The organism is Nocardioides sp. DN36 (genome assembly GCF_055380375.1).
This window is the reverse complement of sequence record NZ_AP043823.1, coordinates 128,947-148,761: the sequence shown is the minus strand read 5'-3', so window position 1 is coordinate 148,761 and position 19,815 is coordinate 128,947. Positions and strand designations below refer to the sequence as shown.

Sequence of the window (19,815 nt, the reverse complement as noted above, 5' to 3'; positions counted from 1 at the left end):
GCTCAGCCGCGACCGCCGGCCGGCATCCGGTGGAGCGCGGTCGCCCGGATGGCCTCGAGCAGGGGGACGTGCTCGCGCGCGTCGCGGGTGGCGTGCGCGAGAAGTCGCTGCGCGACGGTCCCCCCGCCGGTCGCCAGGGCGACCTCGGCCGCGCGCCAGCGGCAGTACGCCGCGTCGTGCGGCCGGGTGAGCCGGTCCCACTCCCGCGCGGCGGCAACCCACAGCTCCACGGAATCGCCGCCGGCCACCCGGGCCCGCTCGGCGGCCCATGTGGCCGCCAGCGCCGGCCGGCACACGATCGCGGGGTGCGGGGCGAGCGGGTCGGAGACCGCCCCGGCGAGGAGCCCGTCGAGCACCTCGAGGAGGGCGCGCCGGGCCTGCTGCGTCGCGCCGCCGGCGGCGACGTCCGCGGCGGCCCGGGCCGCGAGCACCAGCAGTGCCCCGCAGTACGTCGCCGCACTGGTCGACAAGGCCTCGCGAGCAGTCGGGACCGCCCGGTCGAGCGCAGCGCGCGCCCGCCCGCACCACAGGTCGGCCTCGACGAGGTGCTCGACCACCTCGATCCGGTTGTAGAGGCCGTCGGTGGGGATCGCGGCCGCGAGCTCGAAACGGTGGGTGGCCTCCGCGAGCCGGCCGCGCAGCAGGTCGAGGTGGGCCCGCTCGTCGTGGTCCCCGGAGCGCAGGTGGGTCGGCTCCCCCTCGGTCAGTGGGTCGACCAGCTCGGCGGCGCGCTCCACCTGGCCCGCGAGCCGCATCGCCCGAGCCATGTTGTTGCGCAGCGCCGAGAGCGGCCACGTGTCGAGCTCCCACGTCGTCGCCGCCTCGAGGCCGGGTCGCGCGGCCGCGGCCACCTCGTCGGGCCCCGCGGAGGCCATCAGCAGGATGATCGTGTGGTTCACGGCGAGGTAGATCGTGCCCGAGGGGTCCGGCTCCGGTGGCTCCATCGCCACCGCTTGCTCGATGCGTTCCCGGGCGCGCTCCATCTCGCCGGCCATGGCGTCATACACCGCCTGGACCGACATCCGGATCCGCTGACCCGCCACGTCACCGATGGCGGCGCCGATCTCCATCGCCAGGGCGTTGGTAACGGCCCCCTCGGCATCGCGGCCGAGGGAGGAGAGCACGTACTCGCGCGCAGCGAGCGCGCGGACGTATCCCGGTGACGGGGGCAGCGCGGCGTAGATGTCGATCGCCTTGTCCAGCAGGCACAGCGCGCCCTCCGGGTCCCCCTGGTTGCCCTGGAAGCCGGCGGCGCGCCGGTAGACCTCCGCGGCGTCGGTGCTCCCGGGGTCCGGCAGCTCGCGCATCGCCTCCTCGGCCACGGCCCGGGCCGCCGCCACGTCGATGTACTCGAGGGCGTCCATGGCCGCGAGGTAGGCGTCCCAGCGCCGCACCCGGGGGGAGACGAGCGTGTGCACCCCTGCCGGCCACAGGTCCAGGACCCGGCGCCACTGCTCGGCCTCCTGGACGAACGCGAAACGCTGGCCCGCGGCGCGTGCGGCCCGGATCCGCCACACGATCTCCCGGCCCGGGTCCTCGGCGCGCTCCCAGTGGGCCGCGATCTCGGCCGGTGCACCGTCGGGTGACGCGGCGAGGACCCCCGCGATCCTGCGGTGCTCCTCGGCCTGCTCGTGCGGCAGCAGCCGTCGCCGGACCGCCTCGGCGAGGAGCGGGTGCCGCAGCCGAACGGCGTGGCCGAGGGTCGGGCCGAGCAACCGCCGGTCCGTCAGCTCGTGCAGGCCCGTTGCCAGCTCCGCGGCCGACAGCTCCGCCACGCCGGACAGCTGGGCGTCGGTCAGGGAGCGGTCGGCGACGCCGAGGGCGCGGGCGACGGCCCAGGCCGGGCCGCCGAGACCTGCGATCCGCCGGTCGAGCAGGTCACCCAGCAGCCGGGGCAGGTCCTCCCCGCCGTCCTGGACGGCGAGCTGCTCGGTGAACAGCGGCTGGCCCTCGCTGCGCCGGTGGATGTCGTTGACGAGGTCGGCGCTGACCGGCCGGGAGCCGAGGAGCGCGAGCTGCTCGGCGGTCTCGTCGAGGGTGAGCGGGCCGAGCACGATCGTCGGCACCGCCGGGAGCCGCCGCACGCGCACGCACCACTCGGACGTCGCTACCGGGGTGGCCGGGTCGTCGAGGCGCCAGGTGCCGACGACCGGGACCTCGGTGCCGCGCGAGAGCAGGTGCTCGAGCAGGTCGAGCGTGGTGGTGTCCGCCCAGTGCAGGTCCTCGAGCAGCAGCGCGAGCGGGCGCGACGACGCGAGCGCGTTCAGCGTCGCGACGACGGCGGCGAAGAGATGCTGCAGTGCCCACTCGTCGTCGGGGTCGGGCCCACCCCCGACGAGCGGCTCGATCTCGGGCAGCAACCGGCTCAGGGCTGCCGGGACGTAGGGCGGGCACGCGGCGAGGGCCTCGCGCAGCCACCGCCCACCGTCCAGCTCGTGGACCGAACGGAGGGCGTCCACCACGGGCAGCAGGGGGACGTCGGCGGAGAGAGGCAGGCAGGAGGCGGAAGCGACGTACGCCGGGCCCGCGTCCGCTGCGGCGGCGCTCACCAGCCTGGTCTTCCCGATCCCCGCCTCCCCCATGACCAGGAGGAGCCCGCGGCCGTGGGCGAGGTGCCGGCGCACCGCCGCCAGCTCCTCACGACGGCCGGCGATCGGCGCCGACGTGGCCGCGGGCGCGGTGCCGGCGTCAGGGCCGGTGGCCGCCAGCCAGAGCGCGTGGAACTCGGCGACGTCGCCGCGCATCGCCTCGACGACGAGCTCGAGCACCCCCCAGGACGGCAGGCGCGGAGCGGAGAACACGGCCGAGACGGTCGTGGGGCTGCAGCCCACCTCGCGCGCCAGCGCCCGCAGGCTCGGCCAGCCGGCCCGGTGGTGCAGCTCGTGCAGCGCGTCCACCAGCTCCTGGTGCGGACCCGGCGCCAGGTCGGGTCGGGACAGAGCTCCCATCGCGTCTCCCGTGGCTCTGGCGACCCCCTCAACCAGAGTCCCCTCGACTGGGGAAGGTGTCCATAGCCCGCCGTCCAATTGTGTCCATCCGCGTCAATCGGGCCCCTGTCGGACGGACGTTGGTGGACAAGCACGGAGAGGACGAGCCCATGTTCACCACACGCACCGGACGCACACGCGGTCTCCTGCTGGCCCTCGTGTCCGTCACCCTGGCCACCGTCGGGGCCGTGGTCCCCACGGCGACCGCGACCGCCCAGGCCACCCACCGGGGCGCCACCGCCAAGCCGGTCGCGCTCGAGATAGACCTGTACGTCGCCGCACGCAAGGCCGACTGGGCCCGCGACCGGATCGAGCGACCCGGCCTCTGGTTCTGACCGGCCGGCCCGAGCCGGTCCGGGGCCGGTCGGGCTCAGACCCGGTGCAGCCGCCGCGCCGCCTCGGCGATGGACCCGCTCATCGACGGGTAGACCGTGAACGCCTGGGCGAGCTGGTCCGCGGTCAACGACTCGGCGACCGCGATCGAGACCGGGTGGATCAGCTCGCTGGCCCGGGGACCGACCACCACTCCGCCGACCACGATGCCGGTGCCGGGACGGCAGAAGAGCTTCACGAAGCCGTCGTGGACGCCCTGCATCTTGGCGCGCGGGTTGCCCGACAGCGGCAGCATGACGACCTCGGCCTGCATCTCGCCGCTGTCGACCGACTGCTGGGACCAGCCGACGGTCGCGATCTCGGGCGCGGTGAAGACGTTGGAGGAGACCTTCTTCAGGTCCAGCGGGTGCACGGTGTCGCCGAGGAAGTGCCACATCGCGATCCGGCCCTGCATCGCGGCCACCGACGCGAGCATGAGCACGCCGGTGCAGTCGCCGGCGGCGTACACCCCACGGGCGGACGTGCGCGAGACCCGGTCGACCTTGACGAAGCCACCGTCGTCGAGGACGACGCCGGCCTCCTCGAGGCCCATGTCGGCGGTGTTGGGCACCGACCCGAGGGCCAGGATGCAGTGCGACCCCTGGACGGTGCGACCGTCGGTCAGGGTCACGGTGACGGTGTCGCCGCTCCGGGTGACCGACTCCATCCTCGACTTCGACAGCACGTTCATCCCGCGCCGGGTGAGCACGTCCTCGAGGACCTTGGCGGCGTCGGCGTCCTCGCCGGGGAGCACCCGGTCGCGCGAGGAGACGAGCGTGACGGGGATGCCGAGGTTCAGGTAGGCGCTGGCGAACTCGGCGCCGGTCACGCCCGAGCCCACCACGATCAGCTCGCTCGGCGTCTCGGTGAGGTCGTAGACCTGCTCCCAGGTGAGGATCCGCTCGCCGTCGGGCCGGGCCGTGGGCAGCGTGCGCGGCGCGGCGCCCGTGGCGAGGAGCACCGTGTCGGCCTCGAGGACCTGCTCGTCACCGTCGGCGCCGCTGACGACCACCCGGCCGGTCCCGTCCAGCCGGCCGCGGCCCTGGACGATCTTCACGCCGTCGCGGGTGAGCCGGCGCGCGATGTCGCCGGACTGGTCCGAGGCGAGCTGCTTGACGCGTGCGTTGACCCGGCCCAGGTCGACCCGGATCGTCGTCGCGGCGTCGCCCTCCTGGTCCTGGAAGGCCACGCCGAGCTCGGCGGCGCCGGCCAGCTCGCTCATCACCTCGGCGGTCGCGATCAGGGTCTTGCTCGGCACGCAGTCGGTGAGGACCGCGGAGCCGCCGATGCCGTCGGTGTCGACGATCGTGACGTCGGCACCGAGCTGGGCGGCCACGTGCGCGGCCTCGTAGCCGCCGGGGCCGCCACCGATGATGACGACGCGCTCGCTCACAGGATCATCCTTCTCGTCTCACTCGGTCTCGATACACCGCATCGCGGCTTCGTTCCTCGGCCGCGGCGGCACTCGACCTCTTCGGCCGACGCAGCCACCTCGCGGGCTCGGTGCCTGCTGGCCTCAGAGGTTGATCATGTGGCCGGCGATGCCCTCGACGGCCTCCTTCATCGCCTCCGAGAGCGTCGGGTGGGCGAAGATGTTGCGGGCCACCTCGTCGGCGGTCAGGTCCCACTGCTGGGCCAGGGTGAGCGCCGGGAGGAGCTCGGTGACCTCGGGCCCGATCAGGTGGGCGCCCACGATCTCGTTGTGCTCGGCGTCCGCGACGATCTTGACGAAGCCGACACCCTCGGCCATGCCACGCGCCTTGCCGTTGGCCGAGAACGGGAACTGGGCGACCTTGACGTCGTACCCCTTCTCCTTGGCCTGCGCCTCGGAGTAGCCGAACGACGCGATCTGCGGCTGGCAGAACGTGGCGCGCGGGATCATGTCGAAGTTGATCTCCATGGTCTCCGCGCCGGCGATCGTCTCGGCGGCCACGACGCCCATCGCCTCGGCGGTGTGCGCCAGCATGAGCTTGCCGGTCACGTCACCGATCGCGTAGACACCGGGCACGTTGGTGCGGCCGCGGGCGTCGACCGCGATGGCGCCGCGCTCGGTCACCTCGACGCCGGCCTTGTCGAGGCCGTAGCCCTCGACGCGCGGCGCGAAGCCGAAGGCCGCGAGGAACTTGTCGGCCTCGAGGACCTGCTCGTCCCCTCCGCCGGCCGGGGCGACGGTGACCTTCACGCCGCTGCCGGTGTCCTCGACACCCTTGACGGCGGTGGAGACGAGCACCTTCACGCCGAGCTTCTTGTACTGCTTGAGCAGCTCCTTCGACACGTCCGCGTCCTCGGTCGGCACCATCCGGTCGAGGAACTCGACGATCGTCACGTCGACGCCGAAGTTCTTCATCACGTAGGCGAACTCGACGCCGATCGCGCCGGAGCCGCCGATGATGATCGAGCCCGGGAGCGAGTCGGTGAGGATCTGCTCCTCGTAGGTGACCACGTTGTCCGAGAGCGTCACGCCGGGCACCAGGCGCACCTTGGCGCCGGCCGCGATGATCAGGTTGTCGCAGGTGTGCGACGTGGTGCTGCCGTCCTTGCCCTGGACGTCGACGCCGTGCTTGCCGTCGCGCTCACCGGTGAGGGTGCCCCAGCCGTCGAGTTCGGTGATCTTGTTCTTCTTCATCAGGTAGTGCACGCCCTTGGCGCTGGCCTCGGCGACGCCACGGCTGCGCTTGTGGGTGGTGCCGAAGTCCATGGTGGCGTCCCCGGAGATGCCGAAGACGTCCTTCTCGTGCGTGATGATGTGGGCGATCTCGGCGTTGCGGAGCAGCGCCTTGGAGGGGATGCAGCCCACGTTCAGGCACACGCCGCCCCAGTACTTCTCCTCGATCACGGCCACCGACTGGCCGAGCTGAGCTGCACGGATGGCCGCCACGTAACCGCCGGGGCCGGCACCAAGAACGAGAACGTTGAAGTGGGTCACGGCCGCCAGCCTATGAGTTGGGGCCGTGAGCGACCAAGGCAGGGACTAATCTGCAGCCCGTGACCCTGTACGCCGCCTACGGGACGAACCTCGATCCTGCCCGGATGGGCGAGCGCTGCCCCCACTCCCCGCTGCGGACCACCGGCTGGCTCGAGGGCTGGCGGCTGACCTTCGGCGGCGAGGAGCACGGCTGGGACGGCGCGCTCTCCACGATCGTCCAGGACCCGTTCGACCAGGTCTTCGTCGCGGTCTACGACATCACCCGTGACGACGAGCAGCGGCTCGACGGCTGGGAGGCGGCCGACCTCGGTCTCTACCGCAAGACCAAGGTGCGGGTCTCCACGCTCAGCGGCGAGATCGTCGTCTGGACCTACGTGCTCGACGCCTACGAGGGCGGCCTGCCCTCGGCGTCGTACCTCGGCGTCCTGGCCGACGCCGCCGAGGCCGCCGATGCCCCGGCCGACTACGTCGCCGCCCTGCGCCGGCGCCCCTGCCGCTCGACGGGGCTGTAGGGCTTTGTCGGAATCACCGGTGAACCGGTGACTCCTGACGTTCTCAGCCGTTGCAACACCCGAGAACATCAGGAGGTGGCTGAGAAGTCCCGGGTGGGCAGGCTGGTCAGGCCGCCTGGCCGACGGGGAAGAGCAGGTTCCTGATCCGCTGCGCCGTCAGCGCGGGCGTGTACAGGTCCGCCCAGGTGATCCGGATGCACCGCCAGCCCGTGAGCTCGCAGACCATCTCCTCGCGACGCTTCTCCCGGATGACGGCGTCCGAGGCGGTCTCGCCCTCGCGGAGCAGTCGTTCGTACTTCACCCGACCGTCGAACTCCAGGTAGACCCCGTGCTCCGGCCACGCGAAGTCGAGTCGGGCCACGACGTTCCCGAACCTGTCACAGACCTCGTACTGCGGGATGGGCCGGGGCAGGTGCTGGGAGAAGCACAGGTAGTCGGTCCGGGACTCTCCGAGGGACTCGATCAGCGGATTCGCGAGCCGCAGCACCAGGTCCGTGCGCAGCGTGTTGGGCCAGTGGTCCATCGACGCGTATCGGGCCTCGAGCTCCCCCGTGGAGGTGAGTCCCTCGTGGAGCAGGTGGTTGACGATGCCCAGGCCGGCCTCGACGTCCACGAGCGTCGTGATGTCGAGCGCCAGCCGGGTGGGGGTGGTCACGGGTACGCCGTTCAGCGTCGTCACGTCCTCATCCAGCAGCACGCCGCAGTGCTGCTGGATCCCACGCTCCTTCCGGCCGGCCTTGCCGTCCGGGCGGGTCACGTGGACCACGGAGAGGTCGACACCCCAGGTCGGGGCGTCGTACTCGTCGAGCGCCGAGACGTGCGACAGCACCAGGTCCGCCTTCGCCTGGCGCAGCACCGTGCGGGCGGTGACCGCGTGCCGGCCGCCCTCGTCGAGGGAGTCCCAGGCGGGGCCGTCGACGTACGCCCCGCGGCGGGGCTGTGCCCAGATGCCCTGACGCTTCTGCTGGGCTATCGCCCGATCGTTGAAGCCCTGCTCGATGAGCTCGTGGCGCAGCCAGATCGGGGTGTTGCGAGGGTCGTCCGCAGGTCGCATCTTCATGACACTGAGATGCCGCGTCCCGCGCGGCGTCACACCGGCGAACCGCAATCTGTGGAAAAGGTTCACGGGCCGGTGCGCGCACTTCTCAGCCAGCTCCTGATGTTCTCAGCCGTTGCACCGGCTGAGAACGTCAGGAGTCGCCGGTGCACCGGTTATTCATCCAGCCCACTCAGTCCCCCGCAGACGCGGTGTGGCAGACCGCCTCCACGTTGTTGCCGTCCGGGTCCCGCACGAACGCGCCGTAGTAGTGCTCGTGGTACTCCGGCCAGAGGCGGGGCTCGTGCAGCACCTCGGCGCCCAGCCCGCTGGCCGCCTCGAAGAAGGCGCGCACGGCGGCCGCGTCGGGGGCGGAGAACGCGATGTGGACCTCGCGGTTGGGACCGGACGCGGGGCCCTCGGCGGGCTGCTCGCTGATCCAGAAGACGGGATGGCCGGTGCCGTAGCCGATCGCGACCCCGAAGTCCATCAACCGGGAGTGGCCGAGCACCCCGAGGACCTTGTCGTAGAACGCGGCGGAGGCGGGGACGTCGGAGCAGTTGATGCCGAAGTGATCGATCATGCGCCGCATCCTGCCCATGCCGCCGCCGGCGCGCCACGGCCATTCGGTCCACGGTCCGCCGGTCACGGTTTCCGGCCGTCGAGCGCCCGCCACTAGAGTCGCCGCTTGTGACCGACCAGCAGACCACGCAGCAGACCTACCAGCAGCAGGCCCAGGAGGCCGCCGCGCGCCTCGCCGAGCTCACCGGCGTCGAGCAGCACGACGTCGCCCTCGTCCTGGGGTCGGGCTGGCTCCCGGCCGTGGACGCCCTCGGCGAGGTCACCGCCGAGATCGCCACCACCGACCTGCCGGGCTTCTCCGCGGCGGCGGTGGCCGGCCACTCGGGCAAGATCCGCTCGGTCCGCGCCGGGGACAGGAACCTCCTCGTCTTCCTCAGCCGCACCCACTACTACGAGTGCAAGGGCGTGCGCGCCGTCGTCCACGGCGTGCGTACGGCGGCGGCGGCCGGCTGCCGCACGATCGTGCTGACCAACGGCTGCGGCGGCCTGAAGGAGACGTGGACGCCCGGCACCCCTGTCCTGATCAGCGACCACATCAACCTGACCGGCAAGAGCCCCATCGAGGGTGCGAACTTCGTCGACCTCACCGACCTCTACTCCAGCCGGCTGCGCCAGCTGTGCCGCGAGGTCGACCCGTCCCTCGACGAGGGCGTCTACGTGCAGTTCCCCGGCCCCCACTACGAGACTCCCGCCGAGATCGGCATGGTCCGCGCGATCGGCGGCCACCTCGCCGGCATGAGCACCACCCTGGAGGCCATCGCCGCCCGCGAGGCGGGCATGGAGGTCCTCGGCATCAGCCTGGTGACGAACCTGGCGGCCGGGATCAGCGGCGAGCCGCTGAACCACGAGGAGGTCCTCGAGGCCGGCCGCGCGGCCGCGTCGCGGATGGGCGACCTCCTCGGACGGATCGTCCCGAGGATCTGATGCGCGTCCTGGTGACCGGCGCCGCGGGCAGCATCGGTCGGGTCCTCTCCGTCGGGCTGGCCGACCGCGGCCACGAGGTCGTCGGACTCGACCGGGTGCCGCCGCCCGAGGAGGGCTTCGACGGCCCCTGGCACCTCATCGACTGCGCCGATGCCGACGCGGTGGCGGCCGTGTTCGCCGAGGACCGGTTCGACGCCGTCGTGCACCTGGCCGGCAACCCGGGCGAGGCGAGCCTGCCGGACTCGCTGACCTCCCACGTCGTGACGACGGCCGCGCTGCTCGACGCGATGGTCGAGCACGGCGTGACGCGGATCGTCCACGCCTCCTCCAACCACGCCGTCGGCCACACGCCCCGGACCGAGCTGCTCACGGCCGTCGTACGCCCGCGACCAGACACCTTCTACGGGGTGGGCAAGGTCGCCGCCGAGGCGCTGCTCAGCCTCTACGCCGACCGGTACGGCGTCGACGCCGTCGCCTGCCGGATCGGATCGTTCCTCCCGGAGCCGGAGACCGTGCGCCACCTGGCCACCTGGCTCTCCCACGACGACTGCGTGCGCATGGTCGAGGCCGCACTGACGACCCCGGCACCCGGCTTCGCGGTGCTCTACGGCATCTCCGCCAACACCCGCGCCTGGTGGGACCTCGAGCCCGGCCGGCAGCTGGGCTACGCCCCTCAGGACGACGCCGAGGAGTTCGCCGACCGGGTCCCGGCCCGCGCCGGGGACGAGTCGGACGCCGCCCACGTGGGCGGCCCGTTCGCCACCGAGGCGTTCCACCGGCCGGCGCTCGAGCGCAGCTGAGCGCACCCGCCCGGCCGGGGCGAGTCATCCGCGACGGAGGATGCCACGCACCGAGGTGCACCGCAGGGTGGACGGGACGTCCATCTGGGAGGCAGCCGCCATGGGAGTCTTGAAGAGCAAGCGCGCAGAAGACCTGGAGCAGACACTGCTCCCCCGCTTCACCCGGTCGGGGATGACGGAGGTGCCCCGGCACCGGATCCCCGAGAACGCGATGCTGCCGCAGACGGCATACCAGATCGTCCTGGACGAGGTGAGCCTCGACGGGAACGCGCGGTTCAACCTCGCCACCTTCGTCACCACGTGGATGGACGAGGAGGCCGACCGGCTGTACGCCGACACGTTCGACAAGAACATGGTCGACAAGGACGAGTACCCGCAGACCGCCGAGATCGAGTCCCGGTGCGTGCGGATGCTCGGGGACCTCTGGAACGCCCCGCACGCGGCCGACAGCGTCGGCACGTCGACGACGGGCAGCTCCGAGGGCTGCATGCTCGGCGGGCTCGCGCTGAAGCGCCGCTGGCAGCAGGCCCGGCACCGGGCGGGGTTGCCCACCGACCGCCCCAACATCGTGATGGGCGGCAACGTGCAGGTCGTCTGGGAGAAGTTCGCGAACTACTGGGACGTCGAGCCGCGCTACGTCTCCCTCGAGGGCGACGTCCTGCACCTGACCGCGGACCGGCTGCTGGACCACGTGGACGAGAACACGATCGGGGTGGTGGCGGTCCTCGGCTCCACCATGGACGGCACGTACGAGCCGGTGCAGGAGATCTGCGCGAAGCTCGACGAGTACGAGCAGCAGACGGGGGTCTCGGTGCCCGTGCACGTCGACGCCGCGTCGGGCGGCTTCATCGCGCCGTTCGTGCAGCCGGACCTGGTGTGGGACTTCCGGCTGGAGCGGGTGGTCTCCATCCAGGCCTCGGGGCACAAGTTCGGGCTCGTCTACCCGGGCATCGGCTGGGTGCTGTGGCGCGATGCGGCGTACCTCCCCGAGGACCTCGTCTTCCACGTGAACTACCTCGGCGGCGACATGCCGACCTTCGCGCTGAACTTCTCCCGCCCCGGCGCCCAGGTGGTGCTGCAGTACTTCCAGTTCCTGCGCCTCGGCAAGGAGGGCTACCGGCTGGTCCAGCAGACCTGCCAGGACGTGGCCGTGCACGTCGCCGAGACCGTGCGCGCGATGCCGGAGTTCGAGCTCGTCTCCGACGGCCGGGAGCTGCCGGTCGTCACTTTCGCGGCCAGCAGCGCGACCACGAAGTACGACGTCTTCGACGTCTCCCGCAAGCTCCGCGAGAAGGGCTGGCTGGTGCCGGCGTACACGATGCCGCCCAACCGGGAGGACCTCGCGGTCCTGCGGGTCGTGGTGCGCAACGGCTTCAGCCACGACATGGCCGAGCTGTTCCTGCGCGACCTGCGGGCTGCCGTGGACTACCTCGACGACCTCTCGGCGCCGATGCCCCGCGAGGAGCAGGCACAGGGCTTCCACCACTGACCCCGCGACCTCACACCGGGACCGGCTCCTTCCGCAGCATCAGCAGCGCGCCGACCAGGAAGGCGAGCGCCCCCAGCGACGTGGTCGCGTTCGCGACCGCCGCGTCCACCTCCTCGGCGGTCGACGGGACCACGTACGCCGCAAGCGCCGAGATCCCGAAGAGGACGCAGCCGGCCAGGTTGATGCCCGCCATCAGGCCGGGAGTGGTCAGTGGCGCGCGCTGCCACCACGCACCCGCCACCGCGACGTACGCGAGCACGCCGGAGACGAGGAAGCACACCGAGCCGAAGGCGTCGGGCCGCCACACCACCTGGTCGTAGTCGGCCGAGCCGAGCGCCGTGTCGAGAGCCCGGTAGGTCGTGACGTTGAAGAACAGCGTGCCGAGCAGCTGCCAGCTGCTGCTCCACCAGTCGAGGTCGCGGGGTGGCCGACCGGGCAGCCACTGCAGCGTCGCGGCCGAGGTGAAGAACAGCGAGCCGACGAAGAACACCCCGGCGTCGACCGAGTCGCCGACGAGGTCGAGGAAGGTGGGGAGGGGCGCCACGAGGAAGCACGCGGAACCGACGACGAACAGCAGCGCCGTCCAGGTGCGTGCGGAGCCCACGGTCGTCTCAGGTGCGGTTCGCGGCGATCTCGCGCCCGTGCACCGTGATCGCCCAGATCACCAGGACGTCGACGAGGATCACCATCACCGACCAGAACGGGTACGCCGCCAGGAACGCCATGTTGACGACCGCACTGGCGCCGGCCGCCAGGACCCCGACGACCCTCGCCCACATCCGCGCCGTGAGCAGCCCCGCACCCGCCACGGCCACGACCAGCCCCAGCACCAGGTGGACCCATCCCCACACGGTGTAGTCGACGTGCAGGGTGAGCCCGCTCCGGCCGACGACGTAGTACTCGTCGCGGAAGATCGCCACCAGCCCCTGCACGGCGTGGAAGACGCCGAGCATCAGCATCATCGTGGCGGCGAACAGGATCCAGCCCATCCAGCCGGTCTGCTCCGGCTTCGTCCTCGTGTCGGCCATGGCGCGCTCCTCTGCCCCGGGGTGGCGTCCCCAGCCTCGCCGCGCCACGCGGTCCGGTCCTCATCCCCGGCGGGTGAGCGACCCCCACCCGACCCCACTGGACCTGGAGCGGGCTCCAACCCGGAGACTTGTCCCATGAGCCCCACCGCTGGCCTGTCCATCGCCGAGGCGTCGGCACGCACCGGCCTCACCGCCGACACCCTGCGCTACTACGAGCGCGACGGCCTGATGCTGCACCCGGTCGGACGCTCGGCGACCGGCCACCGCCGCTACACGGACCTCGACCTGCGGTGGATCCAGCTCATCACCCGCCTCCGCGCCACCGGCATGCCGATCCGCGACGTACGCCGCTACGCCGACCTGGTCCGCGAGGGCGACGGCAACGAGCGCGAGCGCCTGGACCTGCTGCGCGCGCACCGTCAGCTGGTGCTGGCCCAGCTCGCCGAGGTGCAGGACCACCTCGGCGCCATCGACGCCAAGATCGGCATCTACGTCGACAAGCTGGAGAACGCCGCACAGCCCACGCTTGACCTGGAGCGCACTCCAACCAGTTGAGTGGGGGCATGACCCTTCAGCAGCGCACTCTCGGAACGACCTCCTCCCTCACCGTCTCCGCCCTCGGCCTCGGCTGCATGGGCATGTCGGAGTTCTACGGCACCGGCGACGAGCAGCAGGGCGTCGACACCATCCACCGCGCCCTCGACCTCGGCGTGACCTTCCTCGACACCGCCGACATGTACGGCCCGTTCACCAACGAGCAGCTGGTCGGCAAGGCCATCGCCGGACGGCGCGACGAGGTCCAGCTCGCCACCAAGTTCGGCAACGAGCGCAAGCCCGACGGCACCCGCGTCGGCATCAACGGCCGGCCGGAGTACGTCCGCACCGCCTGCGACGCCTCGCTCCAGCGGCTCGGCGTCGACCACATCGACCTCTACTACCAGCACCGCGTGGACCGCAGTGTCCCGATCGAGGAGACCGTCGGCGCGATGGCCGAGCTCGTCGAGGCGGGCAAGGTGCGGCACCTCGGGCTCTCCGAGGCCTCGGCCGCCAACATCCGCAGGGCGCACGCGACGCACCCGATCACCGCCCTGCAGACGGAGTACTCCCTGTTCACCCGCGACCTGGAGGACGAGATCCTGCCGACGATCCGCGAGCTCGGCATCGGCCTGGTCCCCTACTCCCCTCTCGGGCGGGGCATCCTGACCGGCGCCATCACCGACCCGGAGGCGCTCGCCGCGGACGACTCGCGCCGGACGGCGTACTTCCCCCGCTTCAGCGGCGACAACCTCGACACCAACCTCGCCCTGGTCACCAAGGTCCGCGAGATCGCGGAGCAGAAGGGCTGCACGCCCGGCCAGCTCGCGCTCGCCTGGGTGCTCGCCCAGGGTGAGGACGTCGCGCCCATCCCCGGGACCAAGCGCGTGAAGTACCTCGAGGAGAACGTCGGAGCCGCCTCGGTGGAGCTCTCCGACGACGACCTCAAGGCACTCGAGGACGCCGTGCCGCGGGACGCGGTGGCCGGCGACCGGTACGGCGACATGAGCCACATCGACTCCTGACACACCGTCGACGCGGCCGCCCGCCACCCTTTCGGGGCCTGACGGGACGGCCGCGTCGTGGCAGGGTGACCTCGACCCTACGAGGGAGGTCGCAGTGGGCGAGACACGCCAGGAGCACGAGCAGCGCGACGCGAGCGAGGCGCTCGAGGAACGGCCGCCGCAGTCGGAGATCGAGGAGATCGAGGCCGAGCGCGAGCGCCGCCTCGCCCCGGAGAACCGACCCGAGAACGCCGAGGTCGACAACACCGACGCGGAGCTGCCGACGGTGCGGGAGTTCGAGGAGATGAATGCCGACGGCGAGCAGGAGGGCAGCGCGGGCAGCGCCGACCCCAGCGAGGTCTTCCGCGAGATGAAGCCCTCCGAGGACGAGGTCGCGGAGATCGAGGCCGAGCGCGAGCGCCGCCTCGCCCCGGAGAACCGCCCGGAGAACGCGGAGGTCGACAACACCGGCGACACTGATGCCACCGGCGACGCGGGGCCGGACGCGGCGAAGGACTGAGCGGTGACGACCTGGCAGCTGACCGTCGACTGCACCGACCCGGCCGCGATGGTGCGGTTCTGGGGTCCCGCCCTGGGGTACGTCGTGCAACCCCCGCCGGAGGGCCACGCCACCTGGAACGACTGGTACCGCTCGGTCGGCGTTCCCGAGGACGAGCTGGACCCCACCGGCGACGGGTCCGACCGGATCTGCGACCCGAAGGGCGAGGGGCCCGCCATCTGGTTCCAGGTCGTGCCCGAGCCGAAGACGGTCAAGAACCGCTTCCACTTCGACATCTACCCCGCGGGCCGCGACCGGAGCGTCCCTCTCGAGCAGCGTCGGGCGACGGTGGAGGCCGCCGTCGCGGACCTCATCGAGGCGGGCGCCTCGGTCCTGCGCCGCTTCCCCGACGACTTCGACTCCACCGTCCACGACCACTACTTCGTCACGATGCTCGACCCGGAGGGCAACGAGTTCTGCGTCTCCTGAGGTGCGGTGGTCGAGCAACGTGCCCAGCCCCCGTGACGGCGCACAGTCCCTGAGCACGCCGCCGGGCTTGCGGGTTGCTTCTGGTTGCTGTTGTTGGCAGCTACGGGGAGAAGTACGCCGTGGCTGGGGCGCGCTTCCCGGCCGTGCGGTCCGCGGTGGGCGGCGCGGGCCGCGGGTTCGCCCCGCCCTGCTCCGAAAGTTTTACCTTCGAATTTCGCCGGATGGGCCAGGAACCGTCCACAGGCAGGGACGGATGTCGGTCCCCTCTGAGACAATGGACACATGTTCGAAACAGACGCAAACTGGGAGCCGGTCGAGGTCGAGGACCTCGACGCGGACGGCCTGCTGGCGCTGCTCGAGCACAAGCGCACCGAGGCCCGCGCGGCTGAGCGCGCCAAGCTCCGTCTGGCCCTGCAGTGGTGCGTACTGCACCCCGCTACCGCGGACACCGGGGTCGCGACCTGGGGCGGACCCAGCGTCCTCCTGACCGACGAGTCGCTGGGTGGGGACGGGACACCGGCGGTCGCGGCGTTCGCGCCCGAGCCCGTCGCCGCGACGCTGGGGATCTCCACCACCGCGGGGATGGCGTTGATTGCGGACGCGCTGGACCTGCAGTTCCGGCTCCCTCGGATCTGGCGGCTCGTCCAGACCCTCGCGGTCGAGCCGTACAAGGCGCGGCAGGTTGCGAAGGCCACCCACCAGCTCTCGAAGGCCGCCGCGGCCTATGTGGACGAGCAGCTCGCACCCCGCCTCGCATCGTCTGGGTGGAAGGCGGTCGAGACGACCGTGGCGCACGCGATCGCCAAGTTCGACCCCGACCTCATCGCGGCGAAGGAAAAGAAAGGCAAGGCCGGCTGGCACGTCACCCTGCGTCACGACCACCCCGGCCGGTTCGACGGCACCAGCTACCTCGACGTCGCCGGCGACAGCCTCGACCTGACTGCCTTCCACGACCTGGTCTGCGACCAGGCCGCCCAGCTCAAGGCCCTCGGTGATGAGGACGAGCTCGAGATTCGCAAGGCCAAGGCGCTCGGCGTGATCGCCGCCCAGCAGGCCACCCTCGACCTCCTATCGGTCACCGGACAGCAGCCCGAGGTCCCCGCTGCCCCCGCGAAGCCAAGGCCGCCCAAGACCCGGCTCTACCTGCACCTCTCCCTGGCCGACCTCGCCACAGGCAGCACGACAACGGCCGGCGGTGCTGGCGGCGCTGATGGCGGCACCGTGGCCGGCACGGTCGAGCGGCTCGGCCCGGCGACCATCGACCTGATCAAGGACTGGGTCGGCCGCTCCCGCGTGACGATCCAGCCCGTCATCGACCTCGCCACCAGTCGGGCCGTGGACGAGCACGACCCGCCCCCGTGGATGAGCGAGCTCGTGATCCTGCGCGACGGGCACTGCGTCTTCCCCTGGTGCCCCGTCGACGCCCGGCACGCGGACCTCGACCACATCGAGCCGTACGTCCCGATGGACGAGGGCGGGCCGCCGGGCCAGACCGCACCCGACCTGCTCGCCCCACTCTGCCGGCGGCATCACCGAGCGAAGACCAGCCGCCGATGGCGATACCGGCGACGACCCGACGGCACCTACGAGTGGCACGGACCCCACGGCCGCAGCTACCTCGTCACACCCCACGGCACCATCCGACTCGACAACAACTGACAGCACGTGCAGCACCCGCAGGCCCGATCACCCGGCACCCACCGGGTCATCGGGCCTGCCGTGCTGCCCGGGGCCGGCCACGGACCCGACGTAGGGTCCGTGCGTGAGCCGGGTGATCTTCATGTGCGGCCCTTCGCGATCCGGGAAGTCGACGTACGCCCAACGCCTGGAGGGCCGAGGCATGGTCCGCCTCTCCTTCGACGAGGAGATGTGGCGTCGCGGGATCTCGACGGTGCCGCTGCCGGCGGACGTCCGCGACGACATCGAGGCCGGCCTGCGGGCCCGGCTGCTGGAGCTGGTCGCCGCGGGGCGCGACGTCGTGCTCGACTTCTCGTTCTGGTCGCGTCGGATGCGCGAGGACTACCGCCGACTGCTCGCACCGACCGGCGTCGTGCCCGAGACGATCTACCTCGCGACCGACCGCGAGACGGTCCTGGCCCGGATGCGGTCCCGACGCGGCAGCCACGCCGACGACTACGTGCTGCCCGAGGAGCTCGCTGCCCGGCACTTCGACCACTTCGAGCCGCCGACGCCCGAGGAGGGCCCGCTGCGGATCATCCGCTGACCGGCGACGTACGACGCGACCGCGCGGGGTCCTCACCGTCACGATGCCGAATCGCACCGACGGCGCGCGCCGCAGTAGCGTGCCGCTCATGACGACCTCAGACGTGGCTCCCCTGCTCGACCGCGCCCGCGCGTGGGTCGCGGAGGACCCTGACGAGCAGACCCGCGCCGAGCTCGAGCAGATCGTCGAGGCCGTCGCCGGCGGCGCCGACGCCACCGACCTGGCCGACCGGTTCGCCGGGACCCTGGAGTTCGGCACGGCCGGCCTGCGCGGCGCCCTCGGTGCCGGGCCGAACCGGATGAACCGGGTCGTCGTCACCCGCGCGGCCGCGGGCCTCGCCGCCTACCTCAGGGACAACGGCGCCGGACGCGAGGGCAGCGTCGTGATCGGGTACGACGCCCGGCACAACTCCGACGTCTTCGCCCGCGACACCGCGGAGGTCATGACCGGGGCCGGGTTCAAGGCCTACGTGCTCCCCCGCCCGCTGCCGACCCCGCTGCTGGCCTTCGCGATCCGCGAGCTGGGCTGCGTCGCCGGCGTGATGGTCACCGCCAGCCACAACCCGCCCCAGGACAACGGCTACAAGGTCTACCTCGCCGACGGCAGCCAGATCGTGCCGCCCGCGGACGCCGAGATCGCCTCCCGCATCGAGGCGGTGGGCGCCCTCGCCGACCTGCCGCGCGGCAACGCCGGCACGGTCCTCGACGAGCACATCATCGACCGCTACCTCGACACCGTGGCCGGCCTCGCCGGCGACGGGCCGCGCGACCTCGACATCGTCTACACCCCCCTGCACGGCGTCGGCGGCACGTCGGTCGCCCAGGTCCTCGAGACCGCCGGCTTCGCGGCGCCGCGCATCGTCAGCCAGCAGGAGCAGCCCGACCCCGACTTCCCCACGGTCTCCTTCCCCAACCCCGAGGAGCCGGGCGCGATGGACCTCGCCATGGCCCTCGCGGAGGAGTCCGGAGCCGACCTGGTGGTCGCCAACGACCCCGACGCCGACCGCTGCGCCGCGGCCGTCCCCGGCCCGCACGGCTGGCGGATGCTGCGCGGCGACGAGGTCGGCGCACTGCTGGCGTCCCACCTGCTCGCCTCCGGCAAGCAGGGCACCTACGCCACCTCGATCGTGTCCTCGTCACTCCTCGGCCGGATGGCCGCCGCGGCGGGCCAGCCCTACGCCGAGACGCTCACCGGCTTCAAGTGGATCGGTCGCGTCGACGGCCTGGCCTTCGGCTACGAGGAGGCGCTCGGCTACTGCGTCGACCCCGAGCACGTGAAGGACAAGGACGGTGTCTCGGCACTGCTGCTGCTCTGCGAGCTGGCGGCGGGCGCCAAGGCCGAGGGCCGCACCCTCACCGACCTGCTCGACGACATCGCCGCCGAGCACGGCCTGCACGCCACCGACCAGCTCTCGGTGCGGGTCACCGACCTCGCCGAGATCGGCGCCGCCATGGAGCGGTTGCGCAGCGCGCCGCCGACCTCGCTCGGTGGTCTCGCCGTGGTCGAGGTCGACGACCTGTCGCAGGGCTCGGCCGAGCTGCCGCCCACCGAGGGGCTGCGCTACCGCCTCGCCGAGGGCGGCCGCGTCATCGTGCGCCCGAGCGGCACCGAGCCCAAGCTGAAGTGCTACCTCGAGGTCGTGGTGCCGGTGAACCCCGAGGACGGGGTCGCGGCGGCGCGGATCTCTGCCGCGGGGCGGCTCGACGCCCTGCGTGCGGACATCAAGGCCGCCGCGGGGATCTGAGCCCGGAGGGCTCAGCCCACCAGCAGCGCCACGACAGCCCCGCCGAGGAAGACCGCCAGGCCGACGATCTCCGGCCACGCCCACACCTTGCGGGCGCCGGCGGCCAGGGCGGCCTGCTCCTCGGAGAAGCGGCGTACGCCGTGCTGGACGCGCGCGTCGTCGGCCAGCTGGAGGATCCGCTCCTCGACGAAGACGGGGTAGGACTCGACGGCCCTCTCGGGCTTGACGGCCCGGTTGTTCTTCACCGTCTGCCGCAGGGTGCGGCCGATGGCCGGCGAGACGAAGCGACGGTGGCCGGCGCTCACCGCGAGCACCTGGCGCACGGCCACCTGCTCGATGGCGGCCAGCGGGACCCACGCGGTGTGCAGCATGTTGCGCATCACCAGGTGCTCCCGCGTCGCCCAGACCCGGGGCCGGATCAGCGCGGCCCAGGCGAGGATGCCGAAGGCGACCGCGCCGAGGACGGTGGGCAGCGGGAAACCGCGGTCCCGCTCCACCACGCTGATCACCACGATCACGGCGGCGACGCCGATCGCGATCACTCCGGGGACCTTCCCGCTCGTCGCGTGGAACCGCTCGACGGTCTCGTCCACGCTCGTCTGACCCTGCGGGTCGACCACCTCGTGCTCCTCACCTCGATTGCCGCACACCGGCGCACCAACTCT

The 19,815-nt window shown here is 72.1% G+C and carries 20 protein-coding genes; 12 read left to right on the top strand and 8 right to left on the bottom strand.

All coding sequences use genetic code 11. The annotated features are described in order from the left end of the window. Positions 1-2 precede the first annotated feature (2 nt). On the bottom strand, positions 3-2,948 hold the full coding sequence (locus ACZ43H_RS01630) for an ATP-binding protein (RefSeq protein ID WP_464587222.1): 2,946 nt from the start codon (positions 2,946-2,948) through the stop codon (positions 3-5). A gap of 149 nt (positions 2,949-3,097) precedes the next feature. On the opposite strand from ACZ43H_RS01630, the gene ACZ43H_RS01625 reads away from it, so the two are divergent. Then, entirely contained in the window at positions 3,098-3,322 is a 225-nt protein-coding gene (locus ACZ43H_RS01625) for a hypothetical protein (RefSeq protein ID WP_464587221.1), read from the top strand. A 35-nt stretch (positions 3,323-3,357) separates the two neighbouring features. On the opposite strand, the gene ACZ43H_RS01620 is transcribed toward ACZ43H_RS01625, so the two are convergent. Both ACZ43H_RS01620 and lpdA read right to left on the bottom strand, forming a co-directional pair. Further along, entirely contained in the window at positions 3,358-4,752 is a 1,395-nt protein-coding gene (locus ACZ43H_RS01620; RefSeq protein ID WP_464587219.1) for an NAD(P)H-quinone dehydrogenase, read from the bottom strand. A 123-nt stretch (positions 4,753-4,875) separates the two neighbouring features. Beyond that, the gene (gene lpdA, locus ACZ43H_RS01615; RefSeq protein ID WP_464587217.1) at positions 4,876-6,285 is read right to left on the bottom strand and encodes a dihydrolipoyl dehydrogenase; all 1,410 of its coding nucleotides are present in this window, start codon (positions 6,283-6,285) and stop codon (positions 4,876-4,878) included. 59 nt (positions 6,286-6,344) lie between these two features. Here lpdA and ACZ43H_RS01610 point away from each other — a divergent pair, with 59 nt between their 5' ends. After that, entirely contained in the window at positions 6,345-6,797 is a 453-nt protein-coding gene (locus tag ACZ43H_RS01610; protein ID WP_379179181.1) for a gamma-glutamylcyclotransferase, read from the top strand. A gap of 106 nt (positions 6,798-6,903) precedes the next feature. On the opposite strand, the gene ACZ43H_RS01605 is transcribed toward ACZ43H_RS01610, so the two are convergent. Both ACZ43H_RS01605 and ACZ43H_RS01600 read right to left on the bottom strand, forming a co-directional pair. Next, positions 6,904-7,851, bottom strand: a complete 948-nt coding sequence (locus tag ACZ43H_RS01605) for a hypothetical protein (protein WP_464587215.1) — start codon at positions 7,849-7,851, stop codon at positions 6,904-6,906. Positions 7,852-8,026: 175 nt separating this feature from the next. Further along, positions 8,027-8,416, bottom strand: a complete 390-nt coding sequence (locus ACZ43H_RS01600; RefSeq protein WP_464587213.1) for a VOC family protein — start codon at positions 8,414-8,416, stop codon at positions 8,027-8,029. A 107-nt stretch (positions 8,417-8,523) separates the two neighbouring features. On the opposite strand from ACZ43H_RS01600, the gene ACZ43H_RS01595 reads away from it, so the two are divergent. The 3 genes from ACZ43H_RS01595 to ACZ43H_RS01585 all read left to right on the top strand — a co-directional run bounded on the left by ACZ43H_RS01595 (position 8,524) and on the right by ACZ43H_RS01585 (position 11,628). Further along, positions 8,524-9,339, top strand: a complete 816-nt coding sequence (locus ACZ43H_RS01595) for a purine-nucleoside phosphorylase (RefSeq protein ID WP_464587212.1) — start codon at positions 8,524-8,526, stop codon at positions 9,337-9,339. Next, complete coding sequence (locus tag ACZ43H_RS01590) at positions 9,339-10,139, top strand: NAD-dependent epimerase/dehydratase family protein (protein WP_464587210.1); 801 nt, start codon at positions 9,339-9,341, stop codon at positions 10,137-10,139. Before ACZ43H_RS01595 ends, ACZ43H_RS01590 begins: the two co-directional genes overlap by 1 nt. Before the next feature lie 100 nt (positions 10,140-10,239). Further along, complete coding sequence (locus tag ACZ43H_RS01585) at positions 10,240-11,628, top strand: glutamate decarboxylase (RefSeq protein ID WP_464587209.1); 1,389 nt, start codon at positions 10,240-10,242, stop codon at positions 11,626-11,628. A gap of 10 nt (positions 11,629-11,638) precedes the next feature. Here the strand turns inward: ACZ43H_RS01585 and ACZ43H_RS01580 are convergent, their stop codons facing one another. Together ACZ43H_RS01580 and ACZ43H_RS01575 are read right to left on the bottom strand one after the other, a co-directional pair. After that, on the bottom strand, positions 11,639-12,232 hold the full coding sequence (locus ACZ43H_RS01580) for a hypothetical protein (protein ID WP_464587207.1): 594 nt from the start codon (positions 12,230-12,232) through the stop codon (positions 11,639-11,641). 7 nt (positions 12,233-12,239) lie between these two features. Beyond that, positions 12,240-12,656, bottom strand: a complete 417-nt coding sequence (locus tag ACZ43H_RS01575) for a DUF7144 family membrane protein (RefSeq protein WP_464587206.1) — start codon at positions 12,654-12,656, stop codon at positions 12,240-12,242. 135 nt (positions 12,657-12,791) lie between these two features. On the opposite strand from ACZ43H_RS01575, the gene ACZ43H_RS01570 reads away from it, so the two are divergent. From ACZ43H_RS01570 to ACZ43H_RS01540, 7 genes are all read left to right on the top strand, one after another. Further along, the gene (locus ACZ43H_RS01570) at positions 12,792-13,211 is read left to right on the top strand and encodes a MerR family transcriptional regulator (RefSeq protein ID WP_464587204.1); all 420 of its coding nucleotides are present in this window, start codon (positions 12,792-12,794) and stop codon (positions 13,209-13,211) included. Positions 13,212-13,219: 8 nt separating this feature from the next. Beyond that, positions 13,220-14,215: an aldo/keto reductase gene (locus ACZ43H_RS01565; protein ID WP_464587202.1), complete on the top strand. Its 996-nt coding sequence runs from the start codon at positions 13,220-13,222 to the stop codon at positions 14,213-14,215. Positions 14,216-14,309: 94 nt separating this feature from the next. Further along, positions 14,310-14,714: a hypothetical protein gene (locus ACZ43H_RS01560; RefSeq protein WP_464587200.1), complete on the top strand. Its 405-nt coding sequence runs from the start codon at positions 14,310-14,312 to the stop codon at positions 14,712-14,714. Positions 14,715-14,717: 3 nt separating this feature from the next. Next, complete coding sequence (locus tag ACZ43H_RS01555; RefSeq protein WP_464587199.1) at positions 14,718-15,182, top strand: VOC family protein; 465 nt, start codon at positions 14,718-14,720, stop codon at positions 15,180-15,182. A gap of 282 nt (positions 15,183-15,464) precedes the next feature. Beyond that, positions 15,465-16,841 carry an HNH endonuclease signature motif containing protein gene (locus tag ACZ43H_RS01550; protein WP_464587197.1) on the top strand — a complete coding sequence of 459 codons (1,377 nt, stop codon included), beginning with the start codon at positions 15,465-15,467 and terminating at the stop codon, positions 16,839-16,841. Between the two features lie 103 nt (positions 16,842-16,944). Next, positions 16,945-17,406, top strand: coding sequence for a P-loop nucleotide/nucleoside kinase family protein (locus ACZ43H_RS01545; protein ID WP_464587194.1), 462 nt, complete (start codon positions 16,945-16,947; stop codon positions 17,404-17,406). Between the two features lie 88 nt (positions 17,407-17,494). Next, on the top strand, positions 17,495-19,150 hold the full coding sequence (locus ACZ43H_RS01540) for a phospho-sugar mutase (RefSeq protein WP_464587192.1): 1,656 nt from the start codon (positions 17,495-17,497) through the stop codon (positions 19,148-19,150). A gap of 11 nt (positions 19,151-19,161) precedes the next feature. Here the strand turns inward: ACZ43H_RS01540 and ACZ43H_RS01535 are convergent, their stop codons facing one another. After that, positions 19,162-19,770 (bottom strand): hypothetical protein, encoded by a 609-nt coding sequence (locus ACZ43H_RS01535; RefSeq protein WP_464587191.1) that lies wholly within the window; start codon positions 19,768-19,770, stop codon positions 19,162-19,164. Positions 19,771-19,815: the final 45 nt, after the last annotated feature.

What these genes read in the sequence shown, in the direction of transcription:
- ACZ43H_RS01630 (WP_464587222.1), bottom strand. Translation starts at nt 2,948, where the DNA reads ATGGGAGCTCTGTCCCGACCCGACCTGGCGCCGGGTCCGCACCAGGAG.
- ACZ43H_RS01625 (WP_464587221.1), top strand. Translation starts at nt 3,098, where the DNA reads ATGTTCACCACACGCACCGGACGCACACGCGGTCTCCTGCTGGCCCTC.
- ACZ43H_RS01605 (WP_464587215.1), bottom strand. Translation starts at nt 7,851, where the DNA reads ATGCGACCTGCGGACGACCCTCGCAACACCCCGATCTGGCTGCGCCAC.
- ACZ43H_RS01600 (WP_464587213.1), bottom strand. Translation starts at nt 8,416, where the DNA reads ATGATCGATCACTTCGGCATCAACTGCTCCGACGTCCCCGCCTCCGCC.
- ACZ43H_RS01590 (WP_464587210.1), top strand. Translation starts at nt 9,339, where the DNA reads ATGCGCGTCCTGGTGACCGGCGCCGCGGGCAGCATCGGTCGGGTCCTC.
- ACZ43H_RS01585 (WP_464587209.1), top strand. Translation starts at nt 10,240, where the DNA reads ATGGGAGTCTTGAAGAGCAAGCGCGCAGAAGACCTGGAGCAGACACTG.
- ACZ43H_RS01575 (WP_464587206.1), bottom strand. Translation starts at nt 12,656, where the DNA reads ATGGCCGACACGAGGACGAAGCCGGAGCAGACCGGCTGGATGGGCTGG.
- ACZ43H_RS01570 (WP_464587204.1), top strand. Translation starts at nt 12,792, where the DNA reads ATGAGCCCCACCGCTGGCCTGTCCATCGCCGAGGCGTCGGCACGCACC.
- ACZ43H_RS01565 (WP_464587202.1), top strand. Translation starts at nt 13,220, where the DNA reads ATGACCCTTCAGCAGCGCACTCTCGGAACGACCTCCTCCCTCACCGTC.
- ACZ43H_RS01550 (WP_464587197.1), top strand. Translation starts at nt 15,465, where the DNA reads ATGTTCGAAACAGACGCAAACTGGGAGCCGGTCGAGGTCGAGGACCTC.
- ACZ43H_RS01540 (WP_464587192.1), top strand. Translation starts at nt 17,495, where the DNA reads ATGACGACCTCAGACGTGGCTCCCCTGCTCGACCGCGCCCGCGCGTGG.